We start from the raw sequence: 19359 nt of genomic DNA, 5'->3' as shown, positions 1-19359 counted from the left end.
CGCCCATACTCGGCGCGAACAGCCAGCCGCACCCCCCACACACGATCGGAGTGGACTCTTGCAGCCCACCAGATGGATGGCCTCCGTGGCGGCCATGGCGCTGACCGCGGGCCTCGCCGGCACGCTGGCCACCGCCGCGTCCGCCTCACCACAGGCTCAGTCCGCACCCTCCCCGCAGGCCAAGTCCGCCGAGCGCGCGGTCGCCGCCGCCGACGCGGCGGTCCGCAGCGGTCTCGACACCCTGGTCAACTCACCCCAGCAGCAGTACGACCGGCGCCTGGTCACCCCCTGGGTGCAGGACCTGTACTCCGTCTCCTACGAGCGCAGCTACCGCGGCCTGCCGGTCGTCGGCGGCGACGCGGTCGTCCTCGCCGACGGCGAAGGGCACGTCCGCGCCCTCCAGTCGGCTTCCTCCACCGTGATCGACGTGGCGACCACCCCCTCCGTCACCGCCAAGGCGGCCGAGGCCACCTCGCGCACGGAACTGGCGAAGGTCGACAAGGTGCTCGACAGCCGCCTCGTCGTCAAGATCAAGGACGACAAGCCGGTCCTGGCCTGGGAGACCGTCCTCTCCGGCAGCACCAGGACGGCGCCCAGCAAACTGCACGTCTTCGTCGACGCCCGCACCGGCAAGGTCGTCGACCGCCACGACGAGGTCGTGGCCGGCAGCGGCACCAGCAAGTGGAACGGCCCGAACCCGCTCACCATCTCCACCACCGCCTCGGGCGGCTCGTTCTCGCTGACCGACCCGAACCGGCCCGGGCTGAGCTGCGCGGACTACAGCACCGGCAGCGTGTTCACGAAGTCCTCGGACTCCTGGGGCACGGGCAACGCGACGTCCAAGGAAACCGGCTGTACGGACCTCATGTTCGCCGCCCAGAAGCAGTGGGACATGCTGAGCCAGTGGCTGGGCCGCAACGGCGTCAGCGGCAACGGCCGCAGCTTCCCGGGCAAGGTGGGCCTGGGCGACCTCAACGCGTACTGGGACGGCAGCTCGGTCACCATCGGGCACAACAGCGCCAACGAGTGGATCGCCGGGATCGACGTGGTGGGCCACGAGTACGGGCACGCCATCGACTCCAACACCCCCGGCGGCACCAGCGGCCAGGAGTCCGGGCTCGGCGAGGGCACCGGCGACATCTTCGGCGCGCTGACCGAGGCGTACGCGGGCGAGCCGGCCCCGTACGACACCCCGGACTACACCGTCGGCGAGATGATCAACCTCACGGGCAGCGGTCCGATCCGGAACATGTACAACCCGCCGGCCGTCGACAACGACCCGGCCTGCTACAGCTCCGCGATACCCGGCACCGAGGTGCACGCGGCGGCGGGGCCCCTGAACCACTGGTTCTACCTGCTGGCCGAGGGCAGCAACCCCGGCGGCGGCAAGCCGAACAGCCCCACCTGCAACCAGTCCACGGTCACCGGCGTGGGCGTGCAGAACGCCGGCAAGATCTTCTACGGCGGCATGCTGCTCAAGACCAGCAGCATGTCCTACAAGAAGTACCGGACGGCGACCCTCAGCTCGGCCAAGTCGCTCGACCCGACGACCTGCAACCTGTTCACCCGGACCAAGGCCGCCTGGGACGCGATCAGCGTGCCCGCCCAGTCCGGTGACCCGACCTGCACCCCGAGCGGCCAGAACGACGACTTCTCGATGGCGCTGAACCCGGCCTCGGGCACCGTCCAGCAGGGGGCATCGGTCACCACCACCGTGACCACCAGCACCACCACGGGCCAGGCCCAGCAGGTGACCCTCACGGCCACCGGCCTGCCGTCCGGCGTGAGCGCCTCCTTCAACCCGGCCACCGTGCAGTCCGGCCAGTCCTCGACGCTGACCCTCTCCGCCACGGCCAACGCGGCGCCCGGATCCTCCACGATCACGGTCAAGGGCCAGGGCCCGAGCCTCGCGCACACCGTCGACTACGCGCTGAACGTCGGCAGCACCCAGCCCGGGAACGACCCGCCGAACATCAACGTGGCCAACGTCCAGGCGCATCTGACCCAGCTCAACACCATCGCCTCGCAGAACGGCGGCAACCGCCGGGCGGGCAGCGCCGGTTACACCCAGTCCGTGGCGTACATCAAGGGCAAGCTGCAGGCGGCCGGCTTCACCGTCACCGAGCAGAACTGCACCTCCTGCACCTACCCGTCCAACAACCTGATCGCGGACTGGCCCGGCGGACCGGCCGACCAGACCGTCATGTTCGGCGCCCACCTCGACAGCGTCTCGGCGGGCCCGGGCATCAACGACAACGGCTCGGGCTCCGCGACCCTGCTGGAGAACGCGCTCGTCCTCGCACAGAAGAACCCCACCCTGACCAAGCACGTGCGGTTCGCCTGGTGGACCGACGAGGAGCAGGGCCTGAACGGCTCGGAGTTCTACGTGGGCCGGCTCAGCAGCGCCGAGAAGGCCGCCATCAAGGGCTACTACAACTTCGACATGGTCGGCTCGCCCAACGGCGGCTACTTCATCAACAACCTCAACTCCACCACCGCCGCGCCGCTGAAGGCGTACTGGGCCTCGCTGAACCTCGCCCCCGAGGAGAACACCGAGGGCCAGGGCCGCAGTGACGACTACTCGTTCCAGCAGGGCGGCATCCCCACCTCCGGCTACGCGGCCGGAGCCAGCGCCCGCAAGACCTCGGCGCAGGCCACGAAGTGGGGCGGCACCGCGAACGCGGCGTACGACGCCTGCTACCACAGCTCCTGCGACACGACCGGCAACATCAACGCGACGGTCCTGGACCGCAGCGCCGACGGGGTCGCCTACGCGATCTGGAAGCAGGCCGTCGGCGGCGACACCCCGGCGCAGGACTTCTCGATCAGCACCTCCCCGGCCGCCGGCTCCGCCGACCCGGGCACCAGTGTCACCTCCACGGTGAACACCACCACCGTGAGCGGCAGCCCCCAGACGCTCGCCCTGTCGGTCTCCGGCGCCCCGTCCGGCGTGAGCGCGATGCTCAGCCCGACGTCCGTGCAGTCCGGCAGCTCCTCGACGCTCACCGTCCAGGTGGCCGCGGGAACCGCCCAGGGCACCTACACCCTGACCGTCACCGGCACCGGCACGGTCGGCCACAGCACCACCTACACGCTGACCGTCGGAGGCGGCCAGGGCACCTGCACCCCGCGCCAGGTCGTCGTCAACGGCGGCTTCGAGAGCGGCAGCAGCCCGTGGACCGCCACGTCCGGGGTCATCACCAACCAGTCCGGCCAGGTCTCGCACAGCGGCTCGTACATGGCGTGGCTGACCGGCTACGGGAGCTCCCACACGGACAGCGCCTCGCAGTCGCTGGCCCTCCCCGCCGGCTGCGCCACGGCGCGGCTCGCGTTCTACCTCCACATCGACACCGACGAGGACGAGAACGTGGTCTACGACCGGTTCACCGTCTCGGTGGGCGGCCAGACCCTGGAGACCCTGTCCAACCTGGACGCGGCACCGGGCTACGTACTCAAGAGCTACGACGTGTCCCGGTTCGCCGGCCAGAGCGTCACGCTGAAGTTCCAGGGCGTGGAGGACCAGTCCCTCCAGACCTCCTTCGTCGTGGACGACGTCACCCTCCAGGCGAGCTGACGCCCGTCTGATCCCTCCCGAGCGGCGCGTGCCCGGCTCCACGGCCGGGGGCGTGCCGCTCGGCCGCGTCGCCGGCAGGCGTCAGTAGTGGCGCGGGGACATGACCTGGGGATCGGCGTCCGGGGCCTCGAGGACGCAGCGCGGGAGGCCCGGGCCGGGTGTCGCGCGGACGGACACCGGCATCGGCGGCTCGGTCGGCAGCTCCACCTGCACGGTGACGGGCCGGTCGTGGTGCGTGGTGCCGTGGCCGGTCTCCTTGCCGTCGACCAGGATCTCCACCTCGACGTGGTGGCCGGTCTCGACGGTGGCGCTGACGGAGTGCCCCGCATGATCGATGTGGAAATGATGGCGTCGTCTCATGAGGTCGCCTCCGTCGGGGCACTGCGAACCGTCCCCCGTCCAGGGTAACCGCGGGTGGCGGCGACAGCAGGTCGGCCGCAGCGGCGCCGGGGCGGGCGGGGTTCACCGGACGTTTTGGTTTGGGGATGGATCCTCAATACGATCCGGCGATGATCACAAGAAAATGGGTGGCGGCCGGGGCCTGCGGCCTGTTGGCCACTTTGGCGGTCGGGCTCTTCCCGGCGAATGCCGTCGCCGGTGAACCGGTGGCGAAGGAGTCCCCCAAGGTCGAGCTGGTCCTCGACGTCAGCGGCTCGATGCGGGCGACGGACATCGACGGCAAATCCCGGATGGTGGCGGCGAAGCAGGCCTTCAACGAGGTACTGGACGCCACGCCGGACGAGGTACAGCTCGGGATACGGACCCTCGGCGCCACCTATCCCGGTGACGACCGGCAGCTCGGCTGCAAGGACACCAAGCAGCTCTACCCGGTCGGCAAGCTCGACCGGACCGAGGCGAAGACGGCGGTGGCCACCCTGGCCCCCACCGGCTGGACGCCCATCGGGCCCGCCCTGCTGGGCGCGGCCGAGGACCTCAAGGGCGGTGACGCCACCCGGCGGATCGTGCTCATCACGGACGGCGAGGACACCTGCGCCCCGCTCGACCCGTGCGAGGTGGCGCGTGACATCGCGGCCCAGGGCATCCACCTGGTCATCGACACGCTCGGGCTCGTCCCGGACGCCAAGACGCGCAACCAGCTGATCTGCATCGCCGAGGCCACGGGCGGCACCTACACCTCGGTGCAGCACACCGCCGAGCTCTCCGGCCGCGTCAAGCAGCTGGTGGACCGCGCGGCCACCCCGGTGCTCACTCCGGTGGCGACCGAGGGCGCCAAGCAGTGCGCGGGCGCCCCGCAGCTCGGCGCGGGCCTGTACACCGACCGTGAGACGTTCGGCGAGCACCGCTGGTACCGCGTGGACGTCAAGCCCGGCCAGGAGCTGCGTGCTTCGGTGAGCATCGCCGCCGACCGGGCCGTCAACAACGACTACGGCGTCATGCTGCGTGCGACGACCGTGCACGGGCGGGAGATCGTCCGCGGCTCGGAAGCGGGCGACGGACGCACCGACATGATCTCGGCCGGTCTGCGCTATCCGAAGGCCGAGCTCGACTCCGACGGCGACGAGGACGGCAAGCAGGCAACGGAGACCGTCTGCCTGCAGGTCAGCAACTCCTTCTCGGCGGCCGCCTCGGTCAAGACCACGCCGGGCCTGCCGGTCGAGCTCACCATCGACCTGGTCGACGGGCCCGACGACGCGTCCGACGCAGCAGCGTTCGGCCTCGGCCGCGGCTGGTGGCTGCTCGGCGTGCTGGTGCTCGCCGGTCTCGTGGCCGGTCTGCTGTGGGGCTGGATCTCCCGCTGGCGTATCTCGGTCTGGAGGACCAACTGATGCGTACCGTACGCATACTGACCGCCGCCGCCCTCGCCGTCGGCGGTGTGCTCGGCATGGCCGGCGCGGCCGCGGCGGACACCCCGTCGGCGAGCGCGAGCCCGAGCCCCGGCGGCAAGGCGTCGGGGCCGACCGAGGCGGGCACGGCGTTCCGTACCGCCACCGCGATCCGGCCCGGCCAGCGGGCCACGGCCGACGCGTCCACCGGTGACTACCTCTACTGGGTGGTCCCGCTGGACTCGGGGCAGCGGGCCACGGTCAAGGCCACGGTGAAGCTGCCTCCGGCGGCGAACCGCCACGGCGCCTCGACCTGGCAGCTCGACGTCTACGACGGGCTGCGCCGCCGCCAGGCGTGCACGTACGGCACGCAGCAGGCCGCGGCGGCCAAGGAGGCCGCCACGGTCGAGCTCTCCTGCACCCTGCGCACCGTCCGCCCCGGCGCGGAGCCCTGGGCCAACGACCCGCTGCCAGGCAGCTACTACGTCCGCCTCACGGTCGTCGGCGTGGCGCAGGAGGACCTCGGTCTTCCGGTACGGGCCGAGGTCGAGGCCGTCACCCGGGACACGGGAGGCGCCTACGCGGTGGACGGCGCCCTGGCGGCGCCGCTCGTACCCGGCATCGGCAAGACCGCGCAGGCGGCCTCCGGGAGTTCGGCGAAGCCGCAGCCGGCGGCCGTCGGCGAGCCGGCCGACGGCTGGTCCGGCGGACGCTGGTCCGACCGCTGGGTCTGGACGGCGGCGGGCGGACTGCTCGGCGCCCTCGCCGGCATCTTCGGGTACTCCCTCACCCGCGGCAGGGGCCGCCCCTCCGGGGTCCCGCCCCACGCCTGACCGCCCAGGCGGCCACGGCACCCCGCCGTGGCCGCCGTTCGGGCGCAGACCCGTGAAGGCACGGCTCTCAGTAGCCCGCCTCGGCGTGGCCCGAGTCCGCCGAGATGTCCAGTCGGCCGGGCGCGGCGGGATCGTCCATGCCGGGGGCGACGTCACAGCGGCCCGTCCCGGCCCGGGCCGTGACCCGGAACCGGGTGGCCGTGGGCACGGTGAGCCGGAGGTGGCCCGCGCCCGCCCGGGCGGTGACCCGTTGCGGCGGGGCGGCGAAGCGGGCGAGGGCCGAGCCCGCACCGGCCCGGAGGTCGGCCTGCGGCGAGGTGAGCCCCGAGGCTTCGAGCGAGCCGGAGCCGACGCTCGCCCGCAGCGGTCCGCGCAGCGCGGTCAGCCGGAGCTGCCCGGCCCCGACCTCTGCGTCGACGGTGCCGCCCAGCCCGCTGATGTCCACCGTGCCGGAGCCCGCGGTCACCTTCACCGCAATCCCGGCGGGCACCGTGACGCCCAGGTCGACCGAGCAGCCGAGGCCGGATTCCACCACGGCCCCGACCGCCGGGCAGCGCGGCGTCAGCCTCAGGGTGTCGCCGAGCCAGCTCTCCTCGATCTTCGGAGCGGTCAGTGCCCAGCGCACCTCGGCCTGGTACACCACCTGCCGGTCGGATCGGGGCGTGACGCGTACGTCGGCGCTGCCCGCATCGATCTCCACGGCGGTCACCGGCCGTTCGCCGCTGCCGCCGCTCAGCGTCCCGCTCTCGGTGGACGTGTAGGCCCAGACCTGCCAGGCGGCCGGGGCGACGACGAACACGGCGCTCAGGACCGCCGCCACGATCCACGCCACCCGCCGCGGACGCCGGCCGCCTGCGGCTGCGCTCCCGCCGCCGCCCCCGCTCACGAGGTCCCGTCCAGGAAGCGCAGCACCGCCAGCACCCGCCGGTGGTCGCCGTCGGCCTGCGGCAGGTCGAGTTTGGCGAGGATGCTGTTGATGTGCTTGGCGACCGCGCTCTCGCTGATGACGAGCTGGGCCGCGATCCCCGCGTTGGAACGCCCCTCGGCCATCAGCGAGAGCACCTCCCGCTCGCGCGGGGTGAGCCGCTCCAACGGGTCGATGCCGCCGCGGCGCAGCAGCAGCTGCGAGACGACCTGCGGGTCGAGCGCGGTGCCGCCGGCCGCGACCCGCTTGAGGGCGTCGATGAACTCCTCGACGTCGGCGACCCGCTGTTTGAGCAGATATCCGACGCCCCCGGTCCGGCCGGCCAGCAGATCGGCGGCGTAGCGCTCCTCCACGTACTGGGAGAGCAGCAGCACCGAGGTCCCGGGCCACTGCCGGCGGATCATCAGGGCGGCGCGCACGCCCTCGTCGGTGAAGCCGGGCGGCATGCGGACGTCGACCAGGGCGAGGTCGGGCCGGTGTTCGGCGACGGCGGCGAGCAGGGCCTCGGCGTCCCCGGTCTCGGCGGCCACCTCGAATCCGGCCATTTCGAGGACCTTCACCAGCCCTATTCGCAGCAGTACCGAATCCTCGGCGATCACAGCCCGCACGGCAGCTCCACAGTCACGACGGTCGGGCCCCCGAGGGGGCTGTTGATCAAGATGGTTCCGTCGACCGACCCTACGCGTTTGCGCAGGCCCACCAGCCCGGTGCCGCGGGCCGGGTCCGCGCCGCCCACCCCGTCGTCGGTGACGGTGATGCGCAGCAGGTCGGCGTCCCGGCGGGCGTCCACGCGGCAGCGGGAGGCCTTGGCGTGCTTGGCGACGTTGGCGAGGGCTTCGGAGACGACGAAGTAGGCGACGGCCTCGACGGTGGGACCGGGCCGCTGCGCCAGCTCCACGGTCAGTTCGACGGGCAGCGGCGCCCGGGCCGCGATCCCGGAGAGGGCCGCGTCGAGTCCCCGGTCCTCCAGGACCGCCGGATGCAGGCCGCGTACGAGGTTGTTGAGCTCCTCGATGGCCTCCTTGGCCTCGCGGTGGGCCTCGTCGATCACGGCCTTGGCCTCGGGCGGCAGGTCGGTGAGCGTGGCGCGGGCGATGCCGAGGTTCATGGCGAGGGCGACCAGGCGCTGCTGGGCGCCGTCGTGCAAGTCCCGTTCGATCCTGCGGCGTTCGAGGTCGGCGGCGTCGAGGACGTCGGCCCGGCTCTCGGAGAGGTCCTCGACGCGCCGCTCCAACTCCTTGGCCCGGTTGGGTCCGAGGAGGGCGGCCGCGGCGAAGGCGTCGAGCCGGGCCAGGACGGCGGCCAGCCACGGGGTGGCCAGCAGCAGCAGTGCGCCGAGCACCGTGACGGCGTCGTAGCCCTGCGTCCAGCCCGGGCCGCGGTCCCCGACGGGCAGCAGCCACGACCAGGCGTACACGCTCGCCCCGGCGGCCCCGCACGCCCACGCGAGGACGATCAGGGCCCCGCCGGCCCCGGCGAGCGGGCTGACGAGCAGGTGGTACCCGTACTGCCGCCAGGTCGACTCGGAGCGCAGCCGTTCGAGCAGGCCGCGCGGGCGCAGCGGCCGGTGCGCGTATCCGACGGCGGGTATCTCCAGCTCCACCAGCTCCCGGAACCGGCTGCGTTGCAGCAGGGTGAGCAGCGGACTCAGGAGCAGCATCAGGAGCAGTGCGGCCGCCGCGCGGCCCGGCGCCACGGCCGTGCACGTGAACACGGCCACGGCCGGCAGGGCCGTCGGGATCCCGGCGACGGTGAAAGCGGTGCTGCGCCAGGCCCACGCCGACCAGGGAGCGTGGGCGGCGATCCAGCTGGTGGTGAGCCGCAGCGTCCCGGAAAGTCCCATGCCCGTACGGTAATCGCACTGATCAGAGCCGTACCACCACCCTGGTGCCCGCCCGGAGGTGCAGCCAGTGCCACCCCCGGTTCGGGCAGTGCCGCTACTGATTTCGATCCTCCGCGCGACCAGAGTGGTCGCCGTACCCGGGGGACGGACCGCCGGGGCGGAAGGAGCTCCACCGCCATGACCCTCGTCGCCCCGCGCTTCCAGGCCCGCCGTACGCCCCTGCTGGCCGCGCTGCTCAGCGGAGCCGGAGTGGCGCTCCTGCCCTGGATGGTGGTGCTGGCGAAGACGCTGCCGCAGACCGCGGAGGTCTCCAACTGGTCCACGGCCTGGATCGGGCTGGACGCCGCGCTGGCCGCGGGGCTGAGCGGTACGGGTCTGCTGCTGAGGCGGCACGACCCCCGGGCGGCGCCCCTGGCCGCGGCGACGGCCGCGCTGCTGGTGATGGACGCCTGGTTCGACGTGACGACCTCGGCTCCGGGCGGCGCCCGGGCGACGGCCCTGGCCCTGGCGGTGTGCGCGGAGCTGCCGCTCGCAGCAGCGTGCGCGGCGGTGGCGACCCGCCGCCCGCAGTACGCGTAGGGGACGGCCCGAAAGAGACGGCCTAAACCGGGTGGCCGTCGTCGTCTGTGGGTTCCTGCTGCGTGGAGAACCTGGAGAGGAACACGTCGAAGAGGCCGTCCGGGCGCCGGGTCAGTGTGGCCCCGTCCTGCCAGACCCCGTTGTCCGCCCACCACTGGCTGCCGTACGGGTCGCCCTGGTTCCGGTGGATGTTGTGCATGCCGAGCCCCTCGTCGAAGGGTTCGCCGAAGATCAGGACCGGCCGGCCGGGGACGAGGATCGGCTCCAGCGCCTCGGTGGCCTCCAGGTGGCTGCCGGAGATCCAGGGCAGGGGCGGGTTCAGCCGGTCCAGGATGCGCTGGTACCACTGCGGCGGGTGTCCGCCGAGGAGACAGCCGGGGCGGTCCGCGAGCGCCGGGTGCCGCAAGTGGTCGAGCGCGCCGGATCCGGACGTCCGGGCGAGGTCGTGGTAGCCGGGTACGGGCGAGGCGACCGGGTCGAGCACCGAGGCGTGCAGCGTGAGGACCTTCCACTGCACCCCGGTCGTGGACTGCTTGCCGTCCACGTCGACGGCGCACGCGTAGCGGCCCGCGGGCGTGTCGACCTCCAGGTGGACGTGGAACCAGCGGCCCTGGTCGTCGGGCCGGTCACGGAAGTGGCGGTGCAGGGTTCCGGACAGCACTCCGTAGTTTTCGAGCGGCATGCCGCCAGTGAACCACCCGGCCCGCCCGGCGACGGGCGCCCCCGGGCGTGTCCGCTCCGTCCCGGCGCCCATGGGGAACACTTGACGGAACGTTGACTGCCTCCGGAGCGAGCCGCACCGGGCCCGGTGGCTACGGTCCCTCCCATGCCCCTGCCTCCTCCCCTCCCGGTCCTCCCGTACCGCAAGCCGACCCGCGGGCGCGACTACTGGGTACTGGACGACGTACTGCCGGATCCGGACGCCGTGCGAGAGCGCTGCCTGGCCAAGGACGACTGGACCGAGGGCTATCCGCACAAGCCCGAGAGCTGGCCGGGGCTGCGGGCCATGCCGGGTCTCGAGCCGGATGAACTGGCCCTGGTGGAGCGGCTGGTGCGGAAGTCGACCGGCGCCCCGAGGATCTGGGCCGAACGGCCCTCGGGGGCCGGCACGTTCAACCACAACTGCGTCCAGGTCGTCGGCGAGGGCGAGTCCGAGCCGCGCCCGCACACCGATTCGCGGACCCTGTGCCGCTATGCCGCCGTGCTCTACCTCAACCCGAAGGTCCCGAAGGACTGTGGGACGAGCTTCTACCGCCAGAGCCTGCCCGGCGGGGCCCTGGGCGGCAACCAGGTGATCGCACCGCACAACAACCTGGTCGACGCGCTGGGCACCCGCTTCGTGTCCTCCGACTCGTTCACCGAGGACGTACGGGTCCCCCACCGCGCCAACCGGCTGCTGCTCTACTCCGCGAACCTGATCCACAGCGCCACCGGCTACTTCGGGCAGACCCTGGAGGAGAAGCGGATGACGGCCGTCTTCTTCTGGAAGGCGTAGACCGCGGCGCGGGAGGCGGGGAAGGTGTGACGGAAGTCTGACGGATTGCCGCCGGGCCTGGTGCGGGGGCGCCGGCGGTGGTCGAATCGGCCCGTGAGCCCAGCACCTGCACCCCTGCCTGCACCACCCCCGCCCGACCCCGACGGTCAGGGCGCGCCGGTCGGCCGCCGCCTGGTCCTCGGCATGGTCGGGCTCGGCGCGGCCGGACTGGTCGGCGCCCCGTACCTCCAGGGCGGTTTCGAGAGCTTCCTCGGCGCGGCCGCCGACAAGGACCCCACCGGCCTCACCGGCCTGCTGCCGAACGGCGGCGGGTTCCGCTACTACTCGGTGGCCGCCTCCGTCCCCCGGCGCGGCCCCGAGAACTACCGGCTCACCGTCGACGGCCTGGTCGACCGCCCCATGGCGTACACCCTCGAGGCACTGCAGCAGCTCCCGCAGACGCGGGTCGTACGGGACGTCCAGTGCGTCACCGGCTGGCGGGTTCCCGGCACCCCCTTCGAGGGAGTGCCGCTGGCCCGGCTGCTGGACGCCGCCGGGGTGCGTCCCGAGGCCCGGGCGATCCGCTTCAGCTGCTTCGACGGCACGTACACCGAGAGCCTCACGCTCCCCCAGGCCCGCCGGGACGACGTCATGGTGGCGCTGCGCATGCAGGACCAGCCGCTGGGCCACTCCCACGGCGGTCCGGTCCGGCTGTACGTCGCCCCCATGTACTTCTACAAGTCGGCGAAGTGGCTCTCCGGCATCACCGTCACCCGTGACGTCGAACCCGGCTACTGGGAGCGCCTCGGGTACGACGTCGACGCCTGGGTCGGCCGGTCGAACGGACGCGACGATGCCCCGACCGTCTGAGACCGCGCCGGAGCGCGCCCCGCAGCCCGGGCAGGTCCGCCGGTTCAGCCGCGCCGAGCGGTGGATCCACCGGGCCACCGCCGCGCTGATGGGCCTGTGCGTCGCCTCGGCGGCCTGCCTTTACCTGCCGCCGCTCGCCGAACTCGTCGGCCGCCGCCACCTCGTCGTCACCGTGCACGTCTGGTCCGGGCTGCTGCTCGTCGTGCCGTTCGTGCTGGGGCTCGCCTCGCGGGCCTTCCGCGCCGATCTGCGGCGCCTGGGCCGGTTCGGGCCGCACGACCGGGTCTGGCTGCGGGCCGCCCTGCGGCGCGACCGGAGGGCTGCGCGTCCCGCCGGGAAGTTCAACGCCGGGCAGAAGGTGTACGCGGGCTGGCTGGCCGGGGCGGTGCTGGTGATGGCGGGCACCGGCGTGCTCATGTGGTGGACCGGCCTCGTCCCGGTCGCCCGGCGCACGGCCGCCACGTTCGTCCACGACTGGCTGGCCCTCGCCGTCGGCCTCGTGCTCGCCGCGCACATCGGCAAGGCCCTGGCCGATCCCGAGGCCCGGCGCGGGCTGCGTACGGGGTCCGTCGGCCGCGCCTGGGCGGAACGCGAGCACCCGCTGTGGCAGCCCGAACGGCCCGGGGAGTGAGGGGCGCCGGCCGGCACGGATCGCGCGCCGGCCGGCCCCGGTGCCGGCCCGGCCTCAGCCGCCGTCGCGGACCGCGACGATGCCGTTGAAGACGCCGACGTACGCGGTGCCGTCTGGGCCGAGGGTGATCGGCGCCCAGTTGTTGTCGTACAGCGGCCCGGTGCCGGTCAGCTGCCGCCAGCGGCGCTCGCCGGTGCGGAAGTCCACCGCCGTCAGGTACCAGGCGTCGATCCCCCAGGCGTTGGGCTCCTTCTCGTAGAAGTAGAGCAGCCCGTTCGCGGTGGACAGCTTCGGGACGACGGAGGGCGCGCGGATGCCGCTCTGCCACACCGTGTCGCAGCCGCTGCCGTCGGCGCGGACGTCGATCCGGCTGACACCGCCGACGACCGACTTGCCGAGCAGCAGGCTGGTGAGGTTCTCGTAGCCGTAGTTGTTCTCGACGACGATGCTGTTGCCCCAGGTGATCAGGGAGTTGTCGGTGGTCGAGGCGCCGCCGGCGAACACCGGGACCTTGCAGACCAGCCGGCGGTCGGCCGGGACGTCCGCGCCCCGCCGGTAGACCAGGACGTTCATCCGGTCGTCGGCGTTGTCGGTGATGGCGACGTAGCCGTTGCCGAAGAGGTCCGGGGTGGTGCCCGAACCCTGGTTCACGGAGCCGGGTTTGGTCCCCGTGCCGCGGTCGTACGTCTGGCGCCACTGCACTTCGGGGGTGCCGTCGGCGGTGGCGCGGAAGCCGTAGAGGGCGTGGTCGGTGACGATCGACACCCCGTCCTCGGCGACCGAGAAGGAGTTCTGGATCTCCTCGCCCGCCAGCCGGATCGAGCGGATCTGCGAGGTCTGCGGATCCACGGTGCCCACCCGGCCCTGGCGGGTGACCCACCAGATGCGGCCGTTCCAATCGGGCATCACGGAGGTGACGGGGTCGCAGGTGCCGCTGGGCCGCAGGTTGGTCCAGGTGACGCAGTCGTGCGGGACCTGGCCGGTGAGGTCCCAGTCGTCATCGACGGCGAACGTCCAGCTCCCGTCGGGCTGTTGCCGGTGCGAGAGGCGCAGGATGTGCTGGCGGGAGTCGGCCAGCACGGCCCGGCCCTCGTTGTCGAGGTAGAAGTAGGCGCCGCCCGAGGTGTCCTTGAAGATCTTCGAGAAGTCGAGGGAGGTGATCGCCTCGACCGTCGAGGAACGCTGCGGAAGCTGGTGTTCCGCGAGTGTGGTCAGCGTACGGGGGTCGAGGAGCTTGACCTTGAAGCCGGAGAAGGTGCCGCACACCGTGACCAGCCTGCCGCCCGCGTCGAAGGTGGCGGTGGCGCATTCGCCGCCGAGGGCCGCGATCTTCTCGCTGGTCACCCGCGGGTTCCTGCCCAGCGGCCCGGACCAGGGGGAGGTGGCGCTGCCCCCGGCGTCGGAGTGCATGCCGCTGCGGCCGTTGGGCGCGAGGAAGGGGTGCTGGGGCGGGGCTTCCCCGGCCAGCGGGGCGGCGGCCGCGGGGGCGCCGTCGTAGTGGCTGACCAGGCGGTGGCCGGGGGCCTGGGGTATCCCCTCGGCCTGCGCCGGGGAGATCCCGTACATCGCGGTGAACACGATGAGGGCGGGGACCGCGGCGCAGTTCAGCGCTCTTCGGAACATCCGGACTTCCTCCGTTCTCTTCAGTTTTATTGACAGTGCGTATGACATCGCGCCGCCGCCAGACGCTAGATCGCACCGCATGAGGAGTCCATGGAAGCGCCGGATGATTCACGAACGCGCAACAGTTGATCAAGCCGGACCGGCCGCGGGCCTAGGGGCGCAGGCCGGAGACCACTTGGGCGGTGGCCGACAGGCCGTCGTGGATGGTTGCCGCCATGCTGCTGCTCGCGAGGTAGAAGCCGAGCAGCGCGCAGACGAGGGCGTGGGAGAACTTGAGGCCGCCGCTGCGCATGAAGATCCACGCGAGGATGAGGAGCAGCACGACCACGGAGAGCGAAATCACCATCGATACCTCCTTAGGCGGCGCCATCGTGGCGCAGGAGGGGGTGCCTTCGGGCGAAACCCGTGTCCGCCGAACGGGTGTTGACCGTCCGTGACGGGCGATCCGCGCTTGACCAGGGGCCGCGAAACCGCCGAGCGCGGCCCGATCGCGCGCGGGTATTGCCGCACCCCCCGCGCCCGTGCCATATATGTCTAGACCTTTACGAGGAAGCGGATGCCGAGGAAGGCCCCCCGTGCGACGCACCGCCCCCCTGCTCGCCCTCTGCCTGGCCGCCACCGGGCTCGCCGCCTGCACCGCCGCCGACACGGCGCCGCCGGCGGCCCCTGCCGGGATCACCGCGCAGGCCGGCAGCGCCACCTCCGTCCACGTCATGTGGCAGGCGGCGGCTCCGGCCGACGGGGTGACCAACTACCAGGTCTTCCAGGCGGGCCGGCTGGTGCGCGAACTCCCGGCCGACAAGACGATGGTGGACATCACCGGCCTCACCCCGCAGACCGCTTACGCCTTCACCGTCCGGGCCCGGGACGGCGCCGGCAACGCCTCCGCCCCGAGCGCGTCCGCCGCGGCCACCACCCCGGCGGCCAAGGCCGAGGACCGCCTGCCGCCCACCGCCCCCGCCCGCACCACGGGCCGGGCCGACGGGCCCCGGGCCGCCACCCTGTCCTGGGCCGCCGCGACCGACGACACCGGCGTGACCGCGTACGACGTCTACCAGGGCGGCATCCGGATCCACACGGCCGGCCCCGCCGAGACCGCCACCACCCTGACCGGCCTCCAGCCGGACACCGTCTACACCTTCACCGTCCGCGCCCGCGACGGCGCGGACAACTCCTCCCCCGACGGCCCGGCGGTGGACGTGACCACCCCGCCGTCCGCCGGCCAGGGCCCGGGCACGGCTCCGACCGAGTTCACCGCGACCGCCTCCCCCGGCGCCGTCACGCTGACCTGGACCGCCCCCGACACCGGCCGCCCGACCGGCGAGTACGAACTCCACGTCAACGCAAGGCCCGTGACCGTCATCCAATTCGGTGCCGGCGCGGTTCCCCCGTCCGGGGCGGCCCGGGTGGAGCACCGGCTCACGGTGACCGAGCCCGCCGGCACCCGGTGGACGCTCAAGCTGCGCGCCCGCCTGCCCGACGGCAACTGGGGGGCGTTCTCGGCAGAACGGCGCATCGTACTCGTGTCCTGACGCGGCCGGCCGATGTACCGGCAACGTGACAGCAATAGGACCGAACGTCACTACCGGACAAGAAGATCGCGCACAATACATCCGTGTTCGGTGAGTACGCGTTCAACAGAAAAGAGCCGGATTCCGCAGAGGCCGACGGCGATCCCGAGCCGGCTCGCGGCGCCCTGCCGGGGAACCTGCCGCCCGACCCGGCGGGCTTCATCGGCCGGGAGGACGAACTCGCCGCCCTGCACTGCCTGTTGCGCTCCCGCAGGCTGACCACCCTCACCGGGGTGGGCGGCGTCGGCAAGTCCCGGCTCGCCCTGCGGGCCGCCGGTGACCCCGAACAGGCCCGGCCCGACGGGGTCTGGTGGGTGGAGCTCTCGCCGCTGCGCGACCCCGGCCTGCTCACCATGACCGTCGCCCACGCCGTCGGCCTGGCCGACCACTCCGCCCGCCCCCTCGACGAGGAGCTGTGCGCGTGGGTGGCCGACAAGGAGCTGCTCCTCGTCCTCGACACCTGCGAGCACATGGTCGCCGAGTGCCGCCATCTCGTGGGCGAACTCCTCCAGTCCGCACCCGGACTGACGGTGCTGATCACCTCCCGGGAACCGCTCGGCAGCCCCTGCGAGAAGGTCGTCGAGGTCTGCCCGCTGCCCTGCGAGGGACCCGACAGCGACGCCCTCGCCCTCTTCCGCGCCCACGCCGTGGCCGCGACCCCGCAGGCCGCGGCCGCCTTCGAGGACCCCGAACGGGCCGCGCTCGCGGCCGAGGTCTGCCGTCGCCTCGACGGGATCCCGCTGGCCCTGGAACTCGCCGGCGCCCGGCTGCGGCTGTGGACGCTGGAGCAGATGGCGCAGCGCCTCGGCGCCCGCTTCGCGGTGCTGTCCGACACCCGGCCGGTGCTCCAGCCCCGGCACCGGACGATGCGGACCGCGATCGGCTGGAGCCACGAGCTGTGCGAGCCGGTGGAACGGCTGCTGTGGGCCCGGCTGTCCGTCTTCACCGGGGACTTCGACGTCGCCGCGGCCCGGACCGTGTGTGCGGGCGGCCCGCTGCCCGCCTCCCGGGTGGAGCGGGTGCTGGCGGGGCTGGTCGCGAAGTCCGTCGTGCGGCGCAGCCAGGAGCGCGGCGCGGGCGCCCGCTACCGGATGCTGGACACGATCCGCGAGTACGGCCACGACTGGCTGACGGAGCTCGACGAGGTGCAGACGGTCGCCGACCGGCACGCCCACTGGTACGCGGCTCTCTCCCAGGCCGCCGACCGGGGCTGGCTGAGCCCGGACCAGGTGGACTGGTACCGCAGGATGACCGCCGAGCACGCGCAGCTGCGGACGGCGCTGGAACACCTCCTCGGCGCCGACCCGGCGGCCGCGCTCGAGATGGCCGGGGCCCTGTGGTTCTTCTGGTTCTCGTGCGGGCACGTCCACGAGGGCCGGGGCTTCCTGGAACGGGCGTTGAAAACGGCCCCGGGCACGGGGGCCGCGTACGCCCAGGCCGTGTGGGCCCTCGGGCTGACCGCCCTGCTCCAGGGGGACATGGACGCGGCCCGGGAGCTGGGCGCGGAGTGCACCCGCGCGGCGGCCCGGCTGGCGGATCCCGAGCCGGAGCTGCGCGCGGCCTACCTGGCCGCGGTGTCGGTGCTGATGCCCGGGGATCCCGTACGGGCGCTGGAGCTGGCGGGGCCCCGGGCGCGGGCCGGCCACGGCGGCCGGACCAGCGGCCCGGGCTGGCTCCTGTGCCGGCTGGCCACCAGCTACGCCCTGTGCGACCTGGAACGCTTCGAGGAGGCCGCCGAGGAGGCGCGGCGGCTGCGCGAGGCGTGCGCGGAGCTGGGCGAGCGCTGGCTGCGGGCGTACGCGGACTACGTGCTGGCGGTCTCGGCGCTCGGGCTCGGCCACCACGGGGAGGCGGCGCGCCACGTACGGGCGATGCTCTCGGGCAAGCGGCTGCTCGGCGACCGGTTCGGGATAGCTCTCGGACTGGACCTGCTCGCGGCGGCGGTGGCGGCCCTGGGCGACGGGGAGCTCGCGGCGCGGCTGCTGGGCACCGGGCACGCCTGGTGGCGCACGGTCGGCCGGCCGCAGATGGGCTCACCCTCGCTGACGGCCCTGCGGGACCGGGGCGAGCGGCAGGCCCGCGCGGCGATCGGTGACGAGGCCTACGAGGCCGCGTTCCTGGGTGGGGCGGCGGCGTCCACCGGCTGAACTCCAGCCGGTGGGGCCGCATAACGTCGGGGCTCCCGTCAGTACGGGAGGGGTCTGCCCGACGGCGTGCGCAGGTCCAGGTCTCGGGGTGCGGGCTTGGGGACGGGCTTGCGGATCAGCTGCTGGCGCATGCGGCCTCCTCGCTCAGACCAGGGCCGGGCGGCGGGGTTCCACCGCGCGGCCGTCGGGGAGCAGCTCGCCGGTATCGTCGAAGATCACCAGGCCATTGCAGAGCAGACTCCAGCCCTGTTCGGGATGGAAGGCCACGGTGCGGGCGGCGTCGTGATCGGCGCTGTCGGCGGACGGGCAGGGGGGCTGGTGGGAGCACATGGCGCACCTCCTCGCAAAGTGGGGCGGGAGGGCCGGTGGTCACCCGGTCGAATCCGCGATCCACGGTGGCGGTGAGTATTACTGATCGCCGCCCCCGGACGGAACCCATTTCAGGGGTCCAGTTCAGGGTGTGTATGCCCGATTACCATGCGCTCATGCCCGGTATCCGGATCGTTCACCGAACGTCCCTGCCACCCGCCGGGCGAGGTCGGTGTTGACGGATCGGGAACGCCGTTCACGGCCCGCGCGGACGTGGGCAGGATCACGTTCGACGGCCCGGCCCCGCCGGGCCGTCGCCCGGCTGCTGCGGGAGCGGAGGTGCGGGCTAGGGTGCCGTGATCACCGACCGCCCGGTGATCAACGCGAGAGCGAGGAGGGACCCGTGGCCACTCCGCCACCGCAGCACGGCGCCGGCCCGTACCACCCGTACACCCCGCAACAGGGCGGCCCCTACGCCCCGTACACGGCGGCGCAGCAGCCGGCGGGCCCGTACGGCCACCCATCGCTCCCGCAGGCCGCGTACGGCTGCCGCCTGTGCGGGGGCCTGCCGGCCGCGCCGGCCACCGTACGCGGGCACCAGGGCATGCTCGTGCTGATGCGGTTCCTGCGCCAGGAGGGGCCGTTCTGCCGCGACTGCGGACTCGCCACGTACCGCAGGATGTCCGCGGACACGCTCTGGCAGGGCTGGTGGGGCCCGCTGTCCTTCTTCATCACGCCCGTCACCCTGCTGATGAACCTCGGCGCGCGGGCGGCCTTCCTCAGGCTCGCTCCCCCGACGGGCGGCTTCCGGCCCGCGCTCGAGGCGGGCAGGCCGCTGCTGCGCCGCCCGCTGGCGCTGGCCTTCCTCGTGGTGATCGCCCTCATCGCCCTGACGCCGCCCACGCTCGTGCTGATCGGCCTGACGGCCGGAGAAGAGAAGCCGCCCGCGCTGATCACGGGGCAGTGCGTACGCAACGAGGGCGACTGGCACGACCAGAAGCTGCTGACCACGGACTGCGGCTCGGTGAACGCCGAGTACCGGGCCACCCGGCCGGCGGACGCACCCGGCGGCACCTGCGCCCCGCACGACTTCCTCGCGTCCCTGGAGTACAGCGCCGACGGGAAGAGCCTGACCTGCCTGACGCCGCTGCGCTGACGGGCCGGCGCCCCCGGACACCGCGAGGCGTCCGGGGGCG

The 19359-nt window shown here is 73.1% G+C and carries 18 protein-coding genes; 10 read left to right on the top strand and 8 right to left on the bottom strand.

Annotated elements, in window-relative coordinates; genetic code table 11:
* The first annotated feature begins 76 nt into the window (after positions 1 to 76).
* A complete protein-coding gene (locus tag OG299_RS32670; RefSeq protein ID WP_327364636.1) occupies positions 77 to 3574 on the top strand; it encodes a M28 family peptidase in 3498 nt (1165 codons plus the stop codon).
* A gap of 81 nt (positions 3575 to 3655) precedes the next feature.
* Here the strand turns inward: OG299_RS32670 and OG299_RS32665 are convergent, their stop codons facing one another.
* Positions 3656 to 3934, bottom strand: coding sequence for a hypothetical protein (locus OG299_RS32665; protein ID WP_053790188.1), 279 nt, complete (start codon positions 3932 to 3934; stop codon positions 3656 to 3658).
* Positions 3935 to 4083: 149 nt separating this feature from the next.
* On the opposite strand from OG299_RS32665, the gene OG299_RS32660 reads away from it, so the two are divergent.
* Both OG299_RS32660 and OG299_RS32655 read left to right on the top strand, forming a co-directional pair.
* Positions 4084 to 5361: a VWA domain-containing protein gene (locus OG299_RS32660; protein WP_266631513.1), complete on the top strand. Its 1278-nt coding sequence runs from the start codon at positions 4084 to 4086 to the stop codon at positions 5359 to 5361.
* A complete protein-coding gene (locus tag OG299_RS32655) occupies positions 5361 to 6191 on the top strand; it encodes a hypothetical protein (protein ID WP_327363398.1) in 831 nt (276 codons plus the stop codon). Before OG299_RS32660 ends, OG299_RS32655 begins: the two co-directional genes overlap by 1 nt.
* 67 nt (positions 6192 to 6258) lie before the next feature.
* Here the strand turns inward: OG299_RS32655 and OG299_RS32650 are convergent, their stop codons facing one another.
* Genes OG299_RS32650 through OG299_RS32640 form a run of 3 tightly spaced genes read right to left on the bottom strand, consistent with a single transcriptional unit; the run spans position 6259 to position 8959 of the window.
* Positions 6259 to 7077 carry a DUF4097 family beta strand repeat-containing protein gene (locus OG299_RS32650; protein WP_327363397.1) on the bottom strand — a complete coding sequence of 273 codons (819 nt, stop codon included), beginning with the start codon at positions 7075 to 7077 and terminating at the stop codon, positions 6259 to 6261.
* On the bottom strand, positions 7074 to 7724 hold the full coding sequence (locus OG299_RS32645) for a response regulator (RefSeq protein WP_266631507.1): 651 nt from the start codon (positions 7722 to 7724) through the stop codon (positions 7074 to 7076). Before OG299_RS32645 ends, OG299_RS32650 begins: the two co-directional genes overlap by 4 nt.
* Positions 7712 to 8959 (bottom strand): sensor histidine kinase, encoded by a 1248-nt coding sequence (locus OG299_RS32640; protein WP_327363396.1) that lies wholly within the window; start codon positions 8957 to 8959, stop codon positions 7712 to 7714. Before OG299_RS32640 ends, OG299_RS32645 begins: the two co-directional genes overlap by 13 nt.
* 177 nt (positions 8960 to 9136) lie before the next feature.
* On the opposite strand from OG299_RS32640, the gene OG299_RS32635 reads away from it, so the two are divergent.
* Positions 9137 to 9538: an LPXTG cell wall anchor domain-containing protein gene (locus OG299_RS32635; protein ID WP_266631503.1), complete on the top strand. Its 402-nt coding sequence runs from the start codon at positions 9137 to 9139 to the stop codon at positions 9536 to 9538.
* Positions 9539 to 9560: 22 nt separating this feature from the next.
* On the opposite strand, the gene OG299_RS32630 is transcribed toward OG299_RS32635, so the two are convergent.
* Positions 9561 to 10220 (bottom strand): DUF2278 family protein, encoded by a 660-nt coding sequence (locus tag OG299_RS32630; RefSeq protein WP_266631501.1) that lies wholly within the window; start codon positions 10218 to 10220, stop codon positions 9561 to 9563.
* Positions 10221 to 10364: 144 nt separating this feature from the next.
* On the opposite strand from OG299_RS32630, the gene OG299_RS32625 reads away from it, so the two are divergent.
* The 3 genes from OG299_RS32625 (at position 10365) to OG299_RS32615 (ending at position 12513) form a co-directional block, all read left to right on the top strand.
* Entirely contained in the window at positions 10365 to 11033 is a 669-nt protein-coding gene (locus OG299_RS32625; protein WP_266631499.1) for a DUF6445 family protein, read from the top strand.
* A 183-nt stretch (positions 11034 to 11216) separates the two neighbouring features.
* Complete coding sequence (locus OG299_RS32620; RefSeq protein WP_266633721.1) at positions 11217 to 11882, top strand: molybdopterin-dependent oxidoreductase; 666 nt, start codon at positions 11217 to 11219, stop codon at positions 11880 to 11882.
* Positions 11866 to 12513, top strand: a complete 648-nt coding sequence (locus tag OG299_RS32615) for a cytochrome b/b6 domain-containing protein (protein ID WP_266631497.1) — start codon at positions 11866 to 11868, stop codon at positions 12511 to 12513. The genes OG299_RS32620 and OG299_RS32615 overlap by 17 nt, the downstream gene beginning before the upstream one ends.
* Positions 12514 to 12567: 54 nt before the next feature.
* Here OG299_RS32615 and OG299_RS32610 read toward each other — a convergent pair whose 3' ends face one another.
* Both OG299_RS32610 and OG299_RS32605 read right to left on the bottom strand, forming a co-directional pair.
* Entirely contained in the window at positions 12568 to 14136 is a 1569-nt protein-coding gene (locus tag OG299_RS32610) for a hypothetical protein (RefSeq protein WP_405704064.1), read from the bottom strand.
* Positions 14137 to 14287: 151 nt separating this feature from the next.
* The gene (locus OG299_RS32605) at positions 14288 to 14482 is read right to left on the bottom strand and encodes a hypothetical protein (protein ID WP_266631495.1); all 195 of its coding nucleotides are present in this window, start codon (positions 14480 to 14482) and stop codon (positions 14288 to 14290) included.
* A gap of 229 nt (positions 14483 to 14711) precedes the next feature.
* Here OG299_RS32605 and OG299_RS32600 point away from each other — a divergent pair, with 229 nt between their 5' ends.
* Both OG299_RS32600 and OG299_RS32595 read left to right on the top strand, forming a co-directional pair.
* A complete protein-coding gene (locus OG299_RS32600; RefSeq protein ID WP_327363394.1) occupies positions 14712 to 15668 on the top strand; it encodes a fibronectin type III domain-containing protein in 957 nt (318 codons plus the stop codon).
* An 83-nt stretch (positions 15669 to 15751) separates the two neighbouring features.
* On the top strand, positions 15752 to 17854 hold the full coding sequence (locus OG299_RS32595; RefSeq protein WP_327363393.1) for an ATP-binding protein: 2103 nt from the start codon (positions 15752 to 15754) through the stop codon (positions 17852 to 17854).
* Between the two features lie 144 nt (positions 17855 to 17998).
* Here OG299_RS32595 and OG299_RS32590 read toward each other — a convergent pair whose 3' ends face one another.
* Entirely contained in the window at positions 17999 to 18184 is a 186-nt protein-coding gene (locus OG299_RS32590; protein WP_030300124.1) for a DUF5999 family protein, read from the bottom strand.
* Between the two features lie 382 nt (positions 18185 to 18566).
* Between OG299_RS32590 and OG299_RS32585 the strand changes: the two genes are divergently transcribed.
* On the top strand, positions 18567 to 19319 hold the full coding sequence (locus OG299_RS32585; RefSeq protein ID WP_327363392.1) for an LppU/SCO3897 family protein: 753 nt from the start codon (positions 18567 to 18569) through the stop codon (positions 19317 to 19319).
* Positions 19320 to 19359: the final 40 nt, after the last annotated feature.

The sequence above is a fragment of the Streptomyces sp. NBC_01296 genome (assembly GCF_035984415.1).
GTDB lineage: Bacteria > Actinomycetota > Actinomycetes > Streptomycetales > Streptomycetaceae > Streptomyces.
This window is presented reverse-complemented; position numbering and strand designations above follow the sequence as displayed.